At 41.8% G+C, this 19161-nt stretch carries 21 protein-coding genes; 11 read left to right on the forward strand and 10 right to left on the reverse strand.

Annotated features, from left to right (window positions below; genetic code table 11):
* Positions 1-38 precede the first annotated feature (38 nt).
* From ABMY35_RS18510 to ABMY35_RS18530, 5 genes are all read left to right on the forward strand, one after another.
* Positions 39-575 carry a dihydrofolate reductase family protein gene (locus tag ABMY35_RS18510; protein ID WP_349287556.1) on the forward strand — a complete coding sequence of 179 codons (537 nt, stop codon included), beginning with the start codon at positions 39-41 and terminating at the stop codon, positions 573-575.
* Between the two features lie 138 nt (positions 576-713).
* Entirely contained in the window at positions 714-1727 is a 1014-nt protein-coding gene (gene arsB, locus ABMY35_RS18515; protein ID WP_349287557.1) for an ACR3 family arsenite efflux transporter, read from the forward strand.
* Positions 1728-1857: 130 nt separating this feature from the next.
* Entirely contained in the window at positions 1858-3417 is a 1560-nt protein-coding gene (locus tag ABMY35_RS18520) for a DEAD/DEAH box helicase (protein ID WP_349287558.1), read from the forward strand.
* A gap of 83 nt (positions 3418-3500) precedes the next feature.
* On the forward strand, positions 3501-4379 hold the full coding sequence (locus tag ABMY35_RS18525) for an HDOD domain-containing protein (RefSeq protein ID WP_349287559.1): 879 nt from the start codon (positions 3501-3503) through the stop codon (positions 4377-4379).
* A 43-nt stretch (positions 4380-4422) separates the two neighbouring features.
* Positions 4423-4827: a GFA family protein gene (locus ABMY35_RS18530; RefSeq protein ID WP_349287560.1), complete on the forward strand. Its 405-nt coding sequence runs from the start codon at positions 4423-4425 to the stop codon at positions 4825-4827.
* 15 nt (positions 4828-4842) lie between these two features.
* Here ABMY35_RS18530 and ABMY35_RS18535 read toward each other — a convergent pair whose 3' ends face one another.
* The 10 genes from ABMY35_RS18535 to ABMY35_RS18580 all read right to left on the reverse strand — a co-directional run bounded on the left by ABMY35_RS18535 (position 4843) and on the right by ABMY35_RS18580 (position 15083).
* On the reverse strand, positions 4843-5556 hold the full coding sequence (locus ABMY35_RS18535; protein WP_349287561.1) for a GNAT family N-acetyltransferase: 714 nt from the start codon (positions 5554-5556) through the stop codon (positions 4843-4845).
* Between the two features lie 4 nt (positions 5557-5560).
* The gene (locus tag ABMY35_RS18540) at positions 5561-6013 is read right to left on the reverse strand and encodes a DMT family transporter (protein WP_349287562.1); all 453 of its coding nucleotides are present in this window, start codon (positions 6011-6013) and stop codon (positions 5561-5563) included.
* Entirely contained in the window at positions 6010-6636 is a 627-nt protein-coding gene (locus ABMY35_RS18545) for a nitroreductase family protein (protein ID WP_349287563.1), read from the reverse strand. The genes ABMY35_RS18540 and ABMY35_RS18545 overlap by 4 nt, the downstream gene beginning before the upstream one ends.
* A gap of 270 nt (positions 6637-6906) precedes the next feature.
* Positions 6907-7506, reverse strand: a complete 600-nt coding sequence (locus tag ABMY35_RS18550) for a Crp/Fnr family transcriptional regulator (RefSeq protein ID WP_349287564.1) — start codon at positions 7504-7506, stop codon at positions 6907-6909.
* A gap of 589 nt (positions 7507-8095) precedes the next feature.
* A complete protein-coding gene (locus ABMY35_RS18555) occupies positions 8096-8488 on the reverse strand; it encodes a hypothetical protein (protein WP_349287565.1) in 393 nt (130 codons plus the stop codon).
* Positions 8488-8769, reverse strand: coding sequence for a hypothetical protein (locus tag ABMY35_RS18560; protein WP_349287566.1), 282 nt, complete (start codon positions 8767-8769; stop codon positions 8488-8490). The genes ABMY35_RS18555 and ABMY35_RS18560 overlap by 1 nt, the downstream gene beginning before the upstream one ends.
* A gap of 435 nt (positions 8770-9204) precedes the next feature.
* Positions 9205-12327, reverse strand: coding sequence for a CusA/CzcA family heavy metal efflux RND transporter (locus ABMY35_RS18565; protein WP_349287567.1), 3123 nt, complete (start codon positions 12325-12327; stop codon positions 9205-9207).
* A gap of 9 nt (positions 12328-12336) precedes the next feature.
* Positions 12337-13293: an efflux RND transporter periplasmic adaptor subunit gene (locus ABMY35_RS18570; RefSeq protein ID WP_349287568.1), complete on the reverse strand. Its 957-nt coding sequence runs from the start codon at positions 13291-13293 to the stop codon at positions 12337-12339.
* Positions 13290-14633: a TolC family protein gene (locus ABMY35_RS18575; RefSeq protein WP_349287569.1), complete on the reverse strand. Its 1344-nt coding sequence runs from the start codon at positions 14631-14633 to the stop codon at positions 13290-13292. The genes ABMY35_RS18570 and ABMY35_RS18575 overlap by 4 nt, the downstream gene beginning before the upstream one ends.
* Positions 14634-14735: 102 nt before the next feature.
* A complete protein-coding gene (locus ABMY35_RS18580; protein WP_349287570.1) occupies positions 14736-15083 on the reverse strand; it encodes a hypothetical protein in 348 nt (115 codons plus the stop codon).
* 106 nt (positions 15084-15189) lie between these two features.
* On the opposite strand from ABMY35_RS18580, the gene ABMY35_RS18585 reads away from it, so the two are divergent.
* Genes ABMY35_RS18585 through ABMY35_RS18610 form a run of 6 tightly spaced genes read left to right on the forward strand, consistent with a single transcriptional unit; the run spans position 15190 to position 19145 of the window.
* Positions 15190-15585, forward strand: a complete 396-nt coding sequence (locus tag ABMY35_RS18585; RefSeq protein ID WP_349287571.1) for a MerR family transcriptional regulator — start codon at positions 15190-15192, stop codon at positions 15583-15585.
* Positions 15586-15587: 2 nt separating this feature from the next.
* Complete coding sequence (locus ABMY35_RS18590; RefSeq protein ID WP_349287572.1) at positions 15588-17615, forward strand: winged helix-turn-helix domain-containing protein; 2028 nt, start codon at positions 15588-15590, stop codon at positions 17613-17615.
* 22 nt (positions 17616-17637) lie between these two features.
* Positions 17638-18045, forward strand: coding sequence for a VOC family protein (locus ABMY35_RS18595; protein WP_349287573.1), 408 nt, complete (start codon positions 17638-17640; stop codon positions 18043-18045).
* Between the two features lie 11 nt (positions 18046-18056).
* Positions 18057-18416: an aldehyde-activating protein gene (locus ABMY35_RS18600; RefSeq protein ID WP_349287574.1), complete on the forward strand. Its 360-nt coding sequence runs from the start codon at positions 18057-18059 to the stop codon at positions 18414-18416.
* A 35-nt stretch (positions 18417-18451) separates the two neighbouring features.
* On the forward strand, positions 18452-18838 hold the full coding sequence (locus ABMY35_RS18605) for a VOC family protein (protein ID WP_349287575.1): 387 nt from the start codon (positions 18452-18454) through the stop codon (positions 18836-18838).
* Between the two features lie 10 nt (positions 18839-18848).
* On the forward strand, positions 18849-19145 hold the full coding sequence (locus tag ABMY35_RS18610) for a hypothetical protein (protein WP_349287576.1): 297 nt from the start codon (positions 18849-18851) through the stop codon (positions 19143-19145).
* Positions 19146-19161: the final 16 nt, after the last annotated feature.

Consider the following 19161-nt stretch of genomic DNA (forward strand, 5'->3'; position numbering starts at 1 on the left):
CAGATTTTAAGTTTTATACAAGTTAAAAGAGGTGTGTAATGACAAACACGGTCTATATAGCAACCAGTCTCGATGGCTTTATTGCAGATAAAAACAACCAAGTAGATTGGTTACATCAAGTGCCAAATCCAACTGGCGATGACTGTGGTTTTGCTGAATTTATGCAGAACATAGACGCGTTAGTGATGGGCCGTAATACATTGGAAGTGGTGTTAAGTTTTGACTGTGATTGGCCATATTCAAAGCCTGTATTTGTATTGAGTAATACGCTACAGCAAGTACCTGAAAACTTGAAAGACAAGGTGTTTCTAGTTCAAGGCGAATTAAAAGATGTCGTCGGTAGCTTGAATCAGCAAGGGTTTAAAAACCTGTATATTGATGGCGGTAAAACCATTCAAGGGTTTCTGCAGCAAGATTTAATTGATGAGTTAATCATAACGACTATTCCTGTTTTACTCGGAGGTGGTATTCCACTTTTTGGAGAACTCAAAGCACCACTCAAGTTTAAACATGTGAAAGCCACACGATATTTGGATTGCTTAGTTCAAAATCATTACATCCGCGCGGACTACTAGCTTTGGAAGTTAGAAGCTTAGATATATGAAATTCCATATATCTATTTATTTTTGATTCGCTTAGAATATATGAAAATTCATATGTTCTTGTGTGACACTGTTTGACACAAGAATGATCCTGTTAAAAGTGAGTAAAGTATGGGGCTATTTGAGCGATATTTATCGGTTTGGGTTGGGCTAAGTATCCTAGTTGGCGTGATTGCAGGTAACTTTATGCCTGACGCCTTTGCAGTCGTCGCAGGTTTAGAGTTCTTTCATGTCAATTTAGTCGTTGCTTTGCTCATTTGGGTGATGATTTTTCCTATGATGGTGCAAGTTGACTTTGCAGCCATTAAAGATGTCGGTAAAAAGCCAAAAGGGATCATCCTTACCTTGGTACTCAATTGGTTGGTCAAACCCTTCTCAATGGCTTTGTTAGGCTGGTTGTTTTTTAAAGTCTCTTTCGCGTCAATAGTTGACCCGCAAAGTGCGAACGAATATATCGCAGGTATGATTTTACTGGGTGTTGCGCCCTGTACGGCGATGGTATTTGTATGGAGTCAACTAACCAAAGGGGATGCAAACTATACCCTTGTGCAGGTGTCAGTGAACGACATCATCATGGCATTTGCGTTTGCGCCGATCACCGCGCTTTTGCTTGGGGTGAGTGACATTACAGTCCCTTGGGAAACATTGATTATCTCAGTCGTTTTGTATGTTTTGATCCCATTGGCTGCAGGTTTTGCGTTTAGGCGCTTTTTACTGAAACAGCAGGGTGATGGGCAGTTAAATCGATTTCTGACTGGTATTAAGCCTTTTTCTGTTATTGGTTTGTTAGGCACAGTGGTATTGCTATTTGGCTTTCAAGCACAAACGATTATTGAACAGCCGCAAGTCATCGGCTTAATTGCTATTCCGCTACTTATTCAAACTTATGGTATTTTTGCATTGGCGTATTGGCTTGCTAAAAAGCTAAAGTTACCTCATAACATTGCCGCCCCCGCATGTATGATCAGCACCTCTAACTTTTTCGAACTGGCAGTCGCTGTGGCGATTTCAATGTTCGGCCTGCATTCGGGCGCTGCGCTTGCAACTGTGGTTGGCGTATTGGTCGAAGTCCCTGTGATGCTCAGTCTTGTGTGGTTTGCAAATAAAACGCGCCATTGGTTTTAAGAAATAATGAGCACTTGAAAGTCTATTTCAGGTGCTCAGAGTCTATACTGCTTGAATAATCTACATTCTCTTTTTGCTAAATTAGCCGCGATCCTGTACCCTGCATCGCCTTACAAATTTGAGTAAATATATGCAATTTTCTGATCTCGCTTTATCCCAAAATATTCTTCAAGCTTTAACCGACAAAGGTTATACCCAACCAACTCCCATTCAAGCACAAGCTATTCCTGCCGTTTTAGAGGGCAGAGATGTGATGGCTGCCGCACAAACGGGCACAGGTAAAACGGCGGGCTTTACACTGCCTATGCTTGAACTTCTGAGTAAAGGGGATAAAGCCAGAGCGAATCAAGTACGTGCGTTGGTATTAACACCGACACGCGAGCTTGCTGATCAGGTTTGGCAGAACGTTGAAACTTACTCTCAGCATTTAAATTTGTCTACACAGGTTGTGTATGGCGGGGTGAAAATTAACCCGCAAATGATGAAGTTGCGTCGTGGTGCAGATATCTTGGTCGCAACGCCAGGCCGATTACTGGATTTATTCCAGCAAAATGCCATTAAATTCGAAAGATTAGAGCTATTTGTATTAGACGAAGCCGATCGCATGTTAGATATGGGCTTTATTCACGACATTAAACGTGTGATTAAACTGCTTCCTAAAAATCGTCAAAACTTAATGTTCTCTGCGACTTTCTCTGATGAAATTCGCGAACTGGCGAAAGGCCTTATCAACGATCCGGTTGAGATTTCAGTGGCGCCAGCGAACAGCACAGTGAAAAGCATTGAGCAAAGCGTTTATGAAGTTGATAGAAGCAAACGTACTGGGTTACTAAAGCATTTAGTGAAAACTCATAATTGGCAACAAGTTCTTGTCTTTACTCGTACTAAACACGGTGCAAACCGCTTGGTTCGCGATTTAGAAAAAGCAAAAATTGCGGCTGCAGCTATTCATGGTAATAAAAGCCAAAATGCTCGGATGAAAGCTCTCGCGGGTTTTAAAGATGGCGAAGTGCGTGTGCTGGTGGCAACTGACATTGTTGCACGCGGTTTAGATATTCAAGAGCTACCTAATGTAGTGAACTTCGACTTACCAAACGTATATGAAGATTATGTGCATCGAATTGGCCGTACTGGTCGTGCAGGCGCAACTGGCGAGGCTGTATCGTTTGTAACACATGAAGATGCCGATGATTTATTTGGGATTGAACGACTCATTCAAGAGCTTATTCCACGTAAAATTGAGCCGGGGTTTGAGCCGCAAAACCCAGTGCCAGAATCTAAGCTAGACACACGTCCACTGAAAAAGAAAAAGCCTAAGAAACCGAAAAAACCTAAGCAAGTGGGTGGTGAACAAGCGTCAACGGGTAATCAGCAGAGTAAAGCTAAATCAAATTCAAGCAACGCAGCTAAGCCTAAATCAAAGCCTAGGTCACAAGGTAATAGCGGAGAAGGCGACAAATCGAACGCTAATAAGCCGCGCAGAAATAAGCCTAACTCGGGAAATCGCAAACCACAAAATGGTAATAACAAGCCGAGTGGTCAAGGGCAACGCAGTGAACAAGGGAAGGCAAATAACTCGAATCGCTCAAATAATAGTAATCGCCCAAGCAGCGGTGGCCGTTCGAGAAATGGCAGCAATGATAGTACGAACAGACCGAAAAGAAGCAGTTACAGAAATACACGTGGATAATGTAAATTCACACTAAAGCATTTTGTTAGTTTTTTGAATCAAAGCCTATACTTTTAGTATGGGCTTTGTTTTGAGGATGCTATATGACGAATGCGCTAGCAAAACAAATAGACAACATTCCTATGTTGCCGAGTGTGATCAGTCAACTTCTATCTTTGTCTGTCGATGATCCGGACTATTTTAATAAAGTCATCAAGCTTGCTGAGTCTGACCCAACATTTGCTATTCGTATCATAAAATTAAGCAACACTGTACCGTTTGGCATTCGTAGTCCAATTATCAGTATCCATGATGCAGTTATTAGAGTGGGTATAGATCAAATCCATAATTTATTGGCTTCCATCGCTGTCACTCTAGTCTTTGTGCCTGTAACTGATGCTGAAAAACGGTTATGGCAGCACTCTCTTGAGGTTGCATGCTTGGCTCGACTTATCGCAAGTCATTTGAAGGAGTGTCATGTGAAACCCGAGCAAGCATATTTAGCAGGTTTATTGCATGACCTTGGATTATTTCTTCGCTTCCAAGAAAGTCAAAACAAGTTTAATCATATTGATGACTATGTGTGGTCAACGCCCGCTCAGTTTGTTGAATCAGAAAAGCAATTATTTGATGAACCCCATGCAGTGTTATCAGAGCAGATCTGCAGACATTGGAAGATACCCAAATGTATATCGAATATAGTAGCGCATCATCATCACTATGAGTTATCAGCACATCATGAGTTGAATGAAGAAGAAATGCATTTAGTTAGAATTATTCAACTTTCTGATCTATGTAGCGAAATGGTGTATCACATTAAGGGAGTGACAAAGAAGACTGTGATCCAAGAAGTAAAACACATCATGCCATTGGCTGAATGGGCAAGAGCACACCTTAATTCAATTAAGGCGTTAGATGATGGCAAAGTAGCATTAGAGTATGCTCATAAAATATATAAAGAGATCCTTCATTTATGTGTATAAGCTTATTACACTAGTCGCTAATAAATAGTAATGAGTAAAAATAATGTATCAAGGAAGTTGCCTGTGTGGTGCTATCAACGTCGAAGTTGGTCAAATTAGTTCTATTATTCACTGTCATTGTTCTTTATGTCGTAAATCGAGCGGTACTGCGTTTGCAACCAATGGTTTTGTGAACAGCGACGAATTCAAAATAGTCAAAGGCGCTGATAATTTAAATTTTTTTGAGATGAAAACCGGTCGTAAACGTCACTTTTGTAAAACTTGTGGTTCGCCAGTTTATAGCTCAAATGATGCCGATAAATCTCGCATCCGCTTACGTCTTGGTATTCTTGATTCTGACATCACAGAGCGCCCAATCTCTCATAACTTCGTTAGTTCAAAAGCGTGTTGGGATAGCCTAAATCAAGATTTACCCCATTACGAAGCCCACGAGCCAAACCGGCAATAAGAATTTGAATGTGATCTAGATTTCTTGGCTGGGCTCTAGGTGATAAACCTCAGCGAGCAAGCTGAAACCCATTTGTTGGTAAAGTGGTAAACCTGCTTTTGAAGCTTGTAGTGTCATTAAGCGAGTATCTTGGCGCTTAGCAAAATCAACCAAGTGATGCATAAGTGTTTTTGCTATGCCTTGGCCTCTAAAATTAGGATCGACACCTACTTGATGCACGCCCATCACGTCATTGCTTTGAAACGCGATGGCTGTGCCAGCTATGGCTCCGTCAACTTTATAGGAAAACAAAGTCGCATTTGGGTTTTTGAGAAGAGGTAACAGAGCTTCTGGCACGATGATATAACCAAATGCGTTTGAACAAGCTTGCGCCCAAGATGGTAAGTCATCTGGCTGAGTTAACACTTCAACTTGGCTTGACCCATTAAATTGCGCCTTTTCTAAAGGCAAAACCATGGCTTGCAGTGACATTTTTACTTGCTCTGATCTATGCTCTGTTGGCTTTAAAATCGTCACTCTAGATTTTCCTACGGGTAATGGGTGCACTTTTTCTGAGTAATCTAAGCCAAAGTCAGCCTGCCAAGCTTTATTTGGCCAATTGGTATGTATTTTTAGTTGTTGTTCGCTTTTTTGCTCCTTCTTTTGTTCACTTTTTAGCTCCGGGCTGTGTGATATTGCAGACCAAAAGGCGTCTAAATTCTGTAAGTTTTTTGCGAGTTCTGAAGTCATGATCTTAGTCCCTGTTAATTAAAATAATACCGACGATGAGCAGTGCGCTGCCTAATAGTTTGCTACTGGTTATGAGCTTTTGTGGGCTTTCAAATAGTCCAAAATGGCTTATCAGCATGGCAATAACAAGCTGGCCAGTGAGGGCATAACTCATCATCATTCCAGCGCCCATTTTTGGAATGAGCCAATACATAGCACCGACGCCGACCACACTTAAAGTGCAAGAAAACCACAAATACCAAGGCACACTTGTAAGCTGTATGTTACTAAAAGTGATTTGCAGCGTCTTAAACTGGCTGAGCACAATAAAGCTGGTGATAAGCGCAAAGCTGGCTAAAAACGCAAAACCTGTGGCTAGGAGCGCACTGTTTAAGTGTACCCCGAGCCTTGCATTCATGGCTGCCTGGATAGCAATACAGCCGCCAGCAATAATTGCCAGCATACCGAGCGAATTCATAATGTTACCACCAACTGCTCGGTTGCTTTTCGAAATTTAGGTCGAGTTGCAGTGGTATCATTTTTACTGCGAATACCGACAGGGCAAAGAATAGCGGCATTGAGCCCTTGTTTATCGAGCCCAAGCACTTGGTTGATACCTTGAGTATCAAACCCTGTCATAGGACCTGCATCAATTTGATTCATTGCTGCATAACTGAGGAGTTTGCCCAGTGCGATGTAGCATTGTTGTTCTGCCCAAACACTTTGTTCTGTTGATGCTCTACTCAAAATGTCTTGTGAGATGATGTCTTTATATGCAGATAAGGTTTCAGCTTCTTTGCCTTGAGATACTGCAAGTTCACTAATATAACTGGTGATAGTATCAGCAGTGATCTCGGTATAATTTGCCAATACCAATAAATGTGAGCACTCGGCTACTTTGTTTTGTCCGTAACTAAATGGTAAGCATGCATTTTTAAGTGCAGCACTTTCAACAATTAAAAGTTTGTAAGGTTGCATGCCATAAGCGCTGGCACTGAGTCTGACGCTCTCAGCTAAGCCATCAATTTGTGTTTGCGATAAAGTCTGGTTTGAAAATTCTTTTACAGCGTAGCGCCAGTTTAGTGCATCTAAATAGTTCATAGCTTTCATTCCTGCATGTGGTTGATGTGGTTAGTTTATGAAAGCTGAACTTTGAACGCCTTTACATATGTTGATAAAAGCAATTAAATATTTAACCTGAGCTCTGAATAATAAATCTATCTCCAGCGGCTACTTTCAACGTTAACTGTGTTGAATTCACTTGCAATAGGCTAGCTATTGACGCGTAAGTTCGCCTGGCTATCGCTAAAAGTCTTCGGTTGCAGACTTAAAAGCACTTATGATTTAAATATCAGTAGGTTAGTAAATCTCTTAACTACAGCTCTGGTTATTTAGATCTTTTCTAATGCGACTGAGTTGGGTAGGCGTGATCCCTAGATAACTGGCAATATGATACTGAGGGAGTCTAGACAAAATAGCTTCGTATTTGTCTAAAAACATCATATATCGCTGTTTTGCTTCGTGTTGTAAGTATCCTATTTCTTTTGGCTCTTTTTCTAACAGCCAATGTTGCTCTAAATAGTTAATATGAAATGCCATAAGTTCATGATCAGCAAACAACTCACGGCGAAACTGTTTAAAATCTATGGTTATGATGTCACAGTCTTCGAGTGCTTCTATACCTAAAAAGCTGGTTTGATTATTAAGCAAGGCGCTCATTGAGCCAGGAAAACGTCCCTCAGCAAAGAAGTTTTTATTAAACTCATTACCTTCTTCATCGATCAAATAAGCACGCATCAGCCCTTTATGAATAAAGGCAAAACTACTTGGTATTTCACCAATAGCATACAAGGTTGTGCCTTTAGCGACATGTATAAAGTGGCAAGCACTAAAATAGCGGTTTAAAGCTTGATCTGATAATGGCGCGTATTTTTTAAGTGTCTGTTCTAAATGGGTAAACGCAGCTTGCAATGAGATGAACCTAGATAATTTAAAGGCTTTGACTATAACAACTAAAAAGGGAATATGTAAGAATTAAGATAGAAGAGAGATCACAAATGAGGGGGGGGGATTTGGAGGCCAGCGAACTGGCCATACTATAATTAGCGGTTCGAGTGAGACCACTTAGGGTTTCTAGTTTACGATTTCAGAGCAGATAGCGAAAACATAACCAACAGAAAGAATCGCATAGAAACAGACAAGCTCCGTAAGGCTTTTAGAAGTATTCATGATTTCCTCTTTGTTTTGTCATTCGATTATTAGTCTAATAATTAGAGTTCGAATTGTAAAGGTTGTTTTTGATCTTTTAATACAGGAGGGGATTAAGAGTTATAAAATTGTTAGGTTATGACTTTAAGGTTTTGTTTTAAATTGTATTTTATGTTTTTTTGTGTGATTTTCTTGTGCATGTAGGTTTAGTTTATATTCTTAATAAATGATTAGATATGAAAGTAAATTGGTTCTAAATGCAAAATATAATTAGGTTTTTGGTTAGTGGTTCTTGCAGGTTATGGTTGTAACCTTATGGTTCATATTTGTATTTTTTGATTCATGTAGAAGGTTAGTGGGCAAATCTTTTTATCTTTGCGAACAGTAGAAAAGCGACGTGGGAAATACATACTGACAAGAATGCGCTGATCCCGAGCGCGCCACCAAATCCTGTTAAGTGAGGGATGAGATACTCAAAAAAAACAGTAAATAAAACAGCAGATAAACAGATGCTTTCAAGACCAAACCGAATAGGGGCACTCATGCCCACAAAAGTACTGCCAAAAAATACCAAACTATAAAGTTCAGTATTCAAACCAACCAAGTAGAAAATACCATAGGCTAAAATAGATAAGCAGCTCGACACGCGTATGGCATCAAAGCGGTTTCGTTTTGCTAACAGGTAGGTTGAAATGGCGCCTAATAAAGAGGTAAATAACAAATCAATCGTAATTGAATTTAGCATCACATCAATACCTGTCGAGTAAGCACAAAAATAGCGACCGAGGTAAACGCAATTCCGCCAAGTCGTCCGCCAAAACCACTGAATAGGCGAATACTTGATACATAGAGCAAGGTACCAATTAAGCAAATAAGCGATAACGCCCACAAGCTTTCTATTAATTCGATAGAGCACATACCGGTAAAGCAGCCAGCATACAAGGTTGCATGGGGGTGGTGTGCGAGTTTTTCATTGCTTGGAATAAAGCTTGCGACAAATGCAGGGATGCTTGCAGCTAAAACCACAGGGAACGCAAAGAAAGCGTGTAATAAAAAGCAAGCAAACGCGCCAATTGAGTAGGTGATTAATAGCGTTGAGTTAAAGTGAATTCTGTGAGAAATGAGCTTTTGCCTTATTTTAGTACGCGTTTTGTGTGGAATTGAACATTTGTTAAGTTCTCTATTTTATCTAAAGCGACATTAAAAATCAGCCAGATATATTTTGTTTCGGCGTGTGGTGAACCCAAGCCTTCAGATTTTCACAGTTGTAGCCTGTAGGCACCGATTTTACATCGCGCTTATTGCTATATGGCGTGGAGTAAACCCAAGCCTACAGATCTGCACGGTTTTATTGTGTAGGTGCAGATTTTACAACGCGCGAGCCTTATATCTATGCTTTTCACTTCAAATAAAAAAAGCAGCTTGTTCAATACAGGCTGCTTTAATGTCATCAAAAACGTGTTAACGATGTTTTTTATAAATCAAACTATATAGAGCAGGCAATAAGACCAAGGTCAGCAGTGTTGAGGTAATTATGCCGCCGACTACGACTGTTGCCAGCGGCCTTTGTACTTCAGCTCCTGTGCCGACATTCAGCGCCATTGGTAAAAAGCCGAGACTGGCGACTAGGGCGGTCATCATGACTGGGCGCAGCCTTTGTAAGGCCCCTTGCTCGATGGCTTGGTATAAGTTTAAGCCTTGCGCCCTGAGCTGCTTGATAAATGACAGCATGACTACGCCGTTAAGTACTGCGACGCCTGAGAGGGCGATAAAGCCCACTGCGGCAGAAATTGAGAATGGCATGTCTTTGAGCAATAAAGCTAATACTCCACCTGTTAGCGCCAGTGGTACGCCACTGAAAATCACCAATGCATCTCTGATTGAATTAAACGCGCTATAAAGCAGCCCTAAAATCAATAATAAAGTCACAGGTACTACAATGCTGAGTCGCTGACTGGCTGATTCGAGTTGCTCAAAAGTCCCCCCGTAATCGAGCCAATAACCTGCTGGCAGGTTTAGTTCGCCATTCATAAGCGTTTTTGTTTCACTGATAAAGCTGGCTAAATCTCGCTCATCAACGTTGGCGGTGACAATCACATTGCGTTTGCCGCTTTCACGGTTAATTTGATTTGGCCCTGTGGTTAACTCGATATTGGCCACTTCCCCCAAGGGCACAAACGCCAGATCTGGGTTTTGACTTGCAGGCAAAGCCACAGGCAGTGATTTTAAGGCCTTTAAATCATGTGACCATTGTATATCAAGCCTGACTAAGAGTTTAAAGCGTCTGTCACCTTCATAAATTAGGCCTGTTTCAACACCGCCGACCGCAGCGGCAAGCGTGTCTTGAATATCACTGACCGTTAAGCCGAGTAACGCCAAATGATCACGCTGTGGTTCAACCGATAAAGTCGGTAAACCAGCCATTTGCTCTAAGCGTACATCGGTGGCACCTTTGACGTTTTTCAATAGTGCCATGGCCTTTTCACCATATTGTTTAAGTACACTTAAGTCATCGCCATAAATCCGCAGTGCCACATCGGCGCGTACACCGGCGATTAATTCGTTAAAACGCATTTCAATAGGCTGAGTAAACTCGTAGTTATTACCCGGCATGTCTGCGACTTTAGCTCTGAGTCGAGCAAGTACATCGGCTTTACTTTCATCAGGATTCGGCCATTCAGATTTTGGCTTTAAGATCATAAAGGTGTCAGCCACATTCGGCGGCATAGGATCGGTGGCGACATCCGGTGTGCCAATCTTTGAGAACACATGCGCCACTTCAGGCAGGGTTTTAATGGTGCTTTCAAGCGTTAATTGCATCTCAACCGATTGCTCTAACCCAGTGCCTGTGATCCGAAGCGCATGCATAGCAATATCGCCTTCGTCGAGCTTAGGTAAAAATTCAGCCCCAAGTTTTTGTGCTTGCCAAGCGACAACACCCACAAAAGTAAATGCCACGGCGACTAGCGCAACAGAGTGTTTTAAAGAGAACGCGAGTAACGGCTGGTAAATGGCTTTTGCTGAGCGCATAACTCGGTTTTCTTTTTCTTCAATTTTACCTTTAACGAAAATGGCAATGGCCGCAGGCACAAAGGTAATAGAAAAGATCAGCGCGCCAATTAACGCAGCGATTACAGTAAACGCCATTGGCTGGAACATTTTGCCCTCGACGCCTTCTAGAGCAAATAAGGGTAAATACACCAACATGATGATCAGCATGCCAAATGCGGCGGGATTAAAGACCTCTTTAGTACTGTGATATACAACGTCTAAACGCTCTTGAAGAGTCAGTAAGCGGCCGTGATGATGTTGTGCTAACCCTAAACGGCGTAGAGCATTTTCAACGACTATGACCGCGCCGTCGACTATTAAACCAAAATCTATGGCGCCTAAGCTCATTAAGTTACCTGAAACACGATTACTTACCATGCCCGTCATGGCAAACAACATACTCAGTGGAATAACCAATGCGGTGATGAGTGCACCTGTGATGTTACCAAGTAATAAAAACAAAATAACGATGACTAACACCGCGCCTTCAAATAGATTTTTCTTTATGGTGGCAATGGTTTTATCAACTAATGTTGTGCGGTCATAAACGGCTTCGACGATGACGCCTTTAGGCAAACTGGGTTGAATTACTTGTAGTTTATCGGCAACTGCTTTGGCAACCACACGACTGTTTTCGTCCATCAACATCATGGCTGTGCCAAGTACTGCTTCTTCACCGCCATAACTGGCAGCGCCGGTTCGCAGCTCTTTTCCGTACGAGACTTTGCCTATGTCTTTAATACGAACAGGTGCATCGTCACGTCTTGCGACTACAAGTTGTTCAATGTCCGTCAGGGTTTTCAATTGCCCAGGAGAGCGAACCAAATACTGCATGCCATTGCGCTCAATATAACCTGCGCCGCGATTGGCATTATTTTGCTCAAGCGCATTAACTACATCGGCAATAGTCAGTTTATACGCCAGTAGTTTGCTCGGCTCTGGGGCGACTTGATATTGCTTTTCAAACCCGCCAATGCTGTTTATCTCTGTAATACCCTTAACTTTCATGAGTTGTGGTTTTATAACCCAGTCTTGCAAAGTGCGTAGTTCTTCTGCGCTGTAAGCTGAGCCATCGGACTTTTTGGCACTGTCTTGTGCTCTGACAATATAGGTAAATATTTCACCTAAGCCACTGGCAATAGGGCCCATACTTGGTTCTATGTTTTTGGGTAATTCGCTGCGAACACTTTGCAGGCGCTCGCCAATTTGCTGTCTAGCCCAGTAAATATCGGTGCCTTCGTCAAAAATAACGGTGACTTGAGATAAACCATAACGCGACAGCGAGCGTGTTGTTTCGAGGTTTGGTAATCCTGCCATGGCGTTTTCTATTAAATAGGTGATCCGCTGCTCGGTTTCTAACGGGGTGAAACCGGTGGCTTTGGTATTGATCTGCACCTGTACGTTGGTGATATCGGGCACCGCATCTATCGATAAGCGTGTCATGTTATACACACCAAATGCGGCAACCAGCAAAGTGGCAGCCATGACTAGCCAGCGACGCTTTACGGCAAAAGATACTATAAAATCAATCATATCTGCTCCTTAATGCGCGTGGCTTGCGCCGTTTTTTAGAATATCGGCTTTCAAGATGTAACTGTTTTCAGTGACATACTCTTCGCCTGCATTTAAGCCTTCAATGACCGACACCCAGTCGCGGTTGGCTTCACCAAGTGTTACATGACGCGCCTCAAAGCGGTTTGCAGTTTTAACAAACACCACGTTTTCGTCTTCTAAGCTTTGAATGGCGGTTTGTTTCACTCTTAATTGGCTTGTAAGCTCTGCCGTTTTTACATCGGCTTTCACATGCATGCCCGGTCGCCAGTGTCCGTCACGGTTATTTATTACCACTCTTGCCCGAGCGATATGTCCGCCTGTCATCATAGGGGCGATATACGAGACCTTGCCCGAGGTGTTTAAGTGTTGGTGTAAATCGTAAATATCAGCGCTTTGGCCAATTTTAAGCTTTTCGATATTTTCAGGGAATGCTGACAGCTCAACCCACACTTGCTCAAGGTTAATGATGGTCAGTAAGGTTTGATCTAACGCCAGTTGCCCCTGCGCAATTAAACGCTCAGTGACTTCACCATCGGCAGGGCTCTTAATGATGTAGCTTTGTAAAGTTTGGCGATTTTGTACTTTGAGTAACGGCTGGTTTTTTGTCACTCGATCACCAATTTCTACAAATACTTTTTCAACAATGCCTTGATAAGGCGCCATGATGGTGAAAGTGTTGTCTATGGTCGGCGCGACCACGCCAAACAAGGTGTCGTGTTGGCTTATTGTGCCACTGCTCGCACGTTCGGTTTTTATGCCATTGGCTAGAATGGCTTGCTCGGTGAGTACCACGACGTTTTCTTCTTCATCATGTTGTTTCTGAGCCGAAGTCGGCTTTTCATCGTGATCATGCCCTTCGCCAGCAAAAATCATAGGGCTATGAGTCATCCCGAGCGTTGAGAAAGCGAATATTAACGCGATAGTCGATAGTTTTAATGATTTCATAATGTGTTGCTCCATGGCGAAGAAGTTGCAGTTTCTTTAGAGAGAGGTGACTGTGAATGAGCGTTATTTAGAGCTGATAGCGAGGTGTTGCCTATCAAGCGTTGTAATAAAAGGTGTGAATTAAGTAGTGCGATTTGCGTGTCTATGATCGCTTGCTCGGTATTGAAACGCTCTTTTTGCGCATCTAACAGTTGCAGCACTGAGATCTGCCCAAGACGATAGCTGTCTAAACTTTGCGAGATTAAAGTTTTTGCCAAAGGAAGCAATTTGCTTTGCAACTGCAAGAGTCTACGCTGTCGGTTTTGGGCTTGGGTGTAGGTTTGGCTGATCTGTTGTTTAAGAGATTGACGAATTAATTGCTGCTGCTCACTTAAAAAGTCGATTTGCGCACGTGCCGCTTTAATATTGCCTTGTTGCGAGTTTCTGAGTTGCAGAGGCATTGCTGCTTCAAACAGCAGTGAAGCACTATTACTGGCATTATCAAATCTGACTCCTGTACCAAGGGTGAGATCTGCTATCGAATTAGCTGAAGCCAATTGCATAGTTGCTTGTTCGGCTAGCACTTGTTGTGAAATAAGTTGAATTTCAGGTGCCATATCAATGGAGTTATGTAAGTCAGCTAAATTTGGCAGGCTCAGTTCTGTTTTCACATTGCCGTTAGCACTTCTGCGTGTTGGTAGTAGTTTTTGGACAGTATTAAAGTCAGTTTCACCTAACCAATACTGGGCTAGGCGCAGTTTTGCTGTTGTAAATTCACTTTCAAGTTGTTGTTGTTCAAGCTGTAATGTCCCGTATTCAAACTGCATCCGAGCTACATCGGCATTCGATACCGCACCTGCTGCTGCGCGTTGTTTAATGGTATTAAGCGCATCAGATACCGTGCTTTGCTGTGTTTGGCTTAATGCGAGTAAGCTTTGTAAGCGCATCACTCGATAATATTGCGCGGTGGCATCAGCAAATACATCGAGTTGCGTGAGTTGATATTCAATCTGAAATTGCGCCAGTTTGCTATCTTGCTCTGCAATACGACGCAGCTTTTTATCACCGCGTTCAAACAGTTGGCTAATAAGCAAAGTGCCTTCTATACCACTGACACCTTGCGCTTCGTTACTGCCGAGTACATTTTCGAGCGAGAAGCTTAATTCTGGGTTAGGCGATAAACCCGCTTGTAAGCGATTCGCTTCGATAACTGCTGCTTTTTCTTTGTAAAGTTGCAAACTAGGGTGGTTTGCTTGTGTGCGTTGTAGCACAGTTTTTAGGCTGAGCGGTGTTTGCACGGCCCACACAGGTTGGGGCATACAAACAGCCAAACCCATGATCAAAAATGAGAACTTTTTCATGTTCATTACTCAATTTATTAAAATTCTGGATGAAAATTAACAGTCGAGCGCACACTGGATCATAGCTAGAAGCTAGAAGCTATGAGTCATCAGTTCAAAAATTTATATATGTGTGCGCAAGGCGTGATTGAGTAAACTCGGAGGCGGTACTAAAGGCGGGTAACTCTTGCTTTGATACGCAGAGTTGTAAGTGCTTATTTGTTCACTGTAAGCCAGCACACTTTGCACTTTAACGCTATTGCCGCTGTGGCAAGTGTGGTGGTTATGAATATCAGCGTGGAAAACCAGAGAGCCGTCATCGGCTTGATCGAAATGAGGTGATTTCACTAACTCATGCACATGGACAGGGTCATCATGACTATTATCGGCATGAAAAGGCGCGCGGTCACAGTTTAATAAACTGTGCAGTAAGACCAATACAAAAATGTATGCGATACGCGATTTCAACATGACTAATCTATAAACCAATAATTTAAATGAATTTTGCTATTTAACACGAATAAAAAGTGCGTTAGTGTAAAGCCACTATAAAGCTTCCAGTAACAGGAAGGTCAACATGAAAATTGCCGAACTTTCAAAATTAACTCAGGTGACCAGTAAAACCATTCGCTATTATGAAGAGATTGGATTATTACCTGAGCCCGCACGTGCCGCCAATGGGTATCGCGTTTATCAGCAAGAAGATGTTGAGCGTTTATCGTTTATTCGCCGTTGTAGAGATTTACAAATTCCTCTTGAAGAGATAAAAAAAGTGCTTGGGTGCGATCATGGCAATGCCTGCGAAGGGCATAATAATCATGTTGATGACTTAATCGCAGCGCAATTAGAGCGAGTGAAAAAAGCCAAAATTGAACTTGAAGCACTAGAGCAAACCTTAACAGGCTTGCTGGAAGGCTGCGATGACGCAAATTCGAGTCAGTGCAATATCTTACAGAACTTGCGAGCTCACTAAGTATGCACCAGGCACATTTTCATGGTTTCACCATAAACTGGCAATCGGGCGAACTACGCAAACAAGGCACTGTAACGCAACTCGAACCTAGGCTGGTGGCGGTGCTTAAAGTGCTATTTGATGCCCAAGGTGAGCTTGTCAGTTATGAGCAATTGCAGCAACAAGTTTGGCAAGGTGTCATTGTTGCGCCTAATGCGTTACAGCGTGTTATCGCACAACTTAGAAAATCTCTTGGCGATACAGCCAAACAGCAGGCTATTATTAAAACGCATCCTAAACGCGGTTATAGCTTGGTTTTGATTAGTGAAGGTCTTGAAGTTAAAGATCGTGAGAATGAAAAGCTTGACGTTGAGGCGCTTGAAAAGCAAAACATCACAACCGCCCATCAAATAAACCTGCGTTTCTTGAATCAACCAATTGCTTTATTAGGCATTGTTTCATTAATTATAGTCATATTTACTTTTATTCATTTGTTTTATAAACCGACGACAAAAGCAGGAGCTGCGCAGGCAAATTTAATCAGTTTAGATACACAAACTGAGCAATTAGCTCAAGTAATTCCGCTGTCTAAAACTGAATTTATCTTTATCGATAAACAAGCTGGCAACCAGTTAGTGCTTCACAATACACAAAACAACCTTAGAGAAGTGCTCTTAAATAAAGCGCATCTTTATGGTCGAATGGTTTTAGCTGAAGATAAACAGCAACTGCGTTTTGGCCAAACCATTGAGCAAAATGGCGTTAAATGCGCCGAGTTGGTGGGTTTAGATATCAAGACAAAAGCGCTTACTCGTGTATTGCCTTGCCAAAATGACTTCAATCACACACCGCTTTTCAAAAATGATGAAACGCTTTTGTTTATTAAAACCGACAAACAATGGCAGTCAGAGCTTATTTCTTTGAATATTCAAACACAGCAGCAAACTAGTTTGCTTGCAGGTCAGATTGATAATGCTTTCATATCGCCTGATAAAACTCGACTTGCTATTAATTTCAATAATCAATTACAGGTGTTTGACTTAAAAGAAAATAAGCTTGAAGCCATTAGCTTGCCTAAAAGTTTCAACCAAGCGTTAAGTTCGAGCAACTTGGTTATGACATTTTCAGACAATGGCAACCTATGGGTAGCTCTAGATAAATCACTTGTAGAATATAGTCCTCAGGGAAAAGTCATCAGCAACACTAACCTAGCCAGTAGCATGCAAGTGTCTGAGTTAATGTTTAATGACAAGCAGTTGTTTGCTTTACTCGGTCGAGACAACCATCAGGTTCGGTTAAGTTCAGTAACGCAGCTAAATAACGTAGTTGATATTGCGCCGTCGAAATTTACTGATATGCAGGGTAAATTTCGACCCGATTCAAATGCTATCAGTGTGCTCAGCAGTCGAAGTGGGTCAACTCAGATCTGGCTGCAACAAGGTGAGCAACTTTTACAATTGACTCAAGCAGCGGCTGTTACAGATCATATTTGGTTAGATAAAAGTCGAGTGGCTTATCTCATTGAAAATCATGTTTGGCTTCTAAGTCTTGCTCATGAAAACCCTAAACCAATAAAGCTCGAGTTGAATGTACCAGTAAAGCAATTGCTGCAAGCAACATCAAAAACATTATACGTACAATCTGAAATAGAGCTAAATACTTCATTAATTGCGATAGATTTAAAGACGAATAGCCTTAGTACTCTGTTTGAAGGGCCTTTTCATTGGGCACAGGTGTTAGACGACAACACCTTGATATTAAATGACAGCAGCCAACTTAAAAAAGTTATTGGCGGTCAAGTGTCCGAAACTACAGCACTCCCAGCATTAACACTTCAGGGCCGCTATTACATGAAAGGCAATGAGGTTTATTTGCAAGATAAACAGGAAAATGTTTGGCTTTATAACCCATCATTAGAGCAAGCTGAAATTATTGGTGGTTTTGATGAAAACAATTTGTTTATGAGTGATTTCTCAAAACAATCATTAAAGATGCTGGGCGATAACTTTGTGAAAACCAATAACGAATTGGTCATGATTGAATTCAAGTAAGTTAAAAATAGATGGGTCGCAGATGTCAGAAAAAATTGAACAAAGTATAGGCAGCATTGCCTTAGTGGTTGAAAACTACGATGATGCCATTGAGTTTTATACAAATAAGCTTAGATTTACCTTAGTTGAAGACACAAACTTGGGAGGCGGAAAACGCTGGGTTCAAGTGTCGCCGCCAAACTCGAATGGCACGAATTTATTGCTTGCGCAGGCAAGTGCTGAAGAGCAGAAAAATGCAGTCGGAAATCAAACGGGCGGTCGGGTGTTCTTATTTCTCCATACTAATGATTTTTGGCGCGATTATGAGTTTATGAGAAGTAAAGGCGTGGTGTTTCATGAAGAACCACGAGAAGAGGAATATGGCACAGTAGCGGTATTTCAAGACCTTTACGGCAATAAGTGGGACTTATTACAACTTAATAAAAAATAAAGGAAAATAAAATGCTAAATGCAAGTTGTCATTGCGGGAATATTCAATTAACTATGCCGAAACCTGAGTCACTTACCAGTTGTAATTGCTCTATTTGCCATCGTTTAGCAGCCCTTTGGGGAAACTACCCTCCGAAAGAAGTTTCACTCAATATTCACCAAGGTGGTATAGAAATTTACAGTCATAGTGATGAATACATACACTTTCATCGCTGTGGAAAATGTGGGTGCACCACCCATTACACCTTGACTGAAAAAGCCGGTAGAGAGAAAACCGCTGTGAATTTTCGTATGGTAGACCCCGCAGCTGCGCAAGATATTAGAATAAGGCGTTTTGACGGTGCAGATACTTGGACGTTTATAGATGAGTAAGCTTTGATAATATTCTATTCTGTTAGGAGAAGAGGTTGAATTTAAAAGGTATTCATCATGTGGCAATTATTTGTTCTGATTATGAAAGGTCTAAAGCTTTTTACACACAAGTTTTAGGTTTACAGGTCGTTGCAGAAAATTACCGAGCAGAGCGAGATTCTAACAAGCTAGATTTGGCTTTGCCTGATGGCGGCCAAGTTGAATTATTTTCTTTTGTCAATGCGCCTAAAAGAGTGAGCCGCCCCGAAGCCCTAGGGTTAAGGCACTTGGCTTTTTGCGTTGAATGTATCGACACTGAAGTCATGGCATTAGAAAACCATGGGGTTGATGTCGAGGCTATTCGTGTGGACGAATACACTGGAAAGCGCTTTACTTTTTTCCAAGATCCAGATGGTTTACCTTTAGAGCTGTACGAAGTTTAGAGGAGCCAAGATGTCTGATGCGATTTGCCCAAAGTGCCACGAGAAAATCGAGCCTTTTGCGATGTCGCTCGCTTTCTTTCCGTTCTACTTTAAGTGCAATCATTGTAGTGTGAGGCTCAAGCTTAAATCTTTGAAGCTGCTTTCGTCAGTATTAATTACATATTTACTGGTCGTGGTGATGATGATTTGGCTTTTACCTGCCTTTAGAGGCTACGCGGTCTTAACGAGTGTGTTTGTTTGGTTGGTGCTTTATAATTTCATTGCGCATAAAATGCTGAGTAAAGACAATCTTCTGGTTGTTGAGTGAGTTATTCTCGGTACTT

Origin of the sequence: Pseudoalteromonas sp. BZB3, assembly GCF_040104455.1 — a bacterium.
Classification (GTDB): domain Bacteria; phylum Pseudomonadota; class Gammaproteobacteria; order Enterobacterales; family Alteromonadaceae; genus Pseudoalteromonas.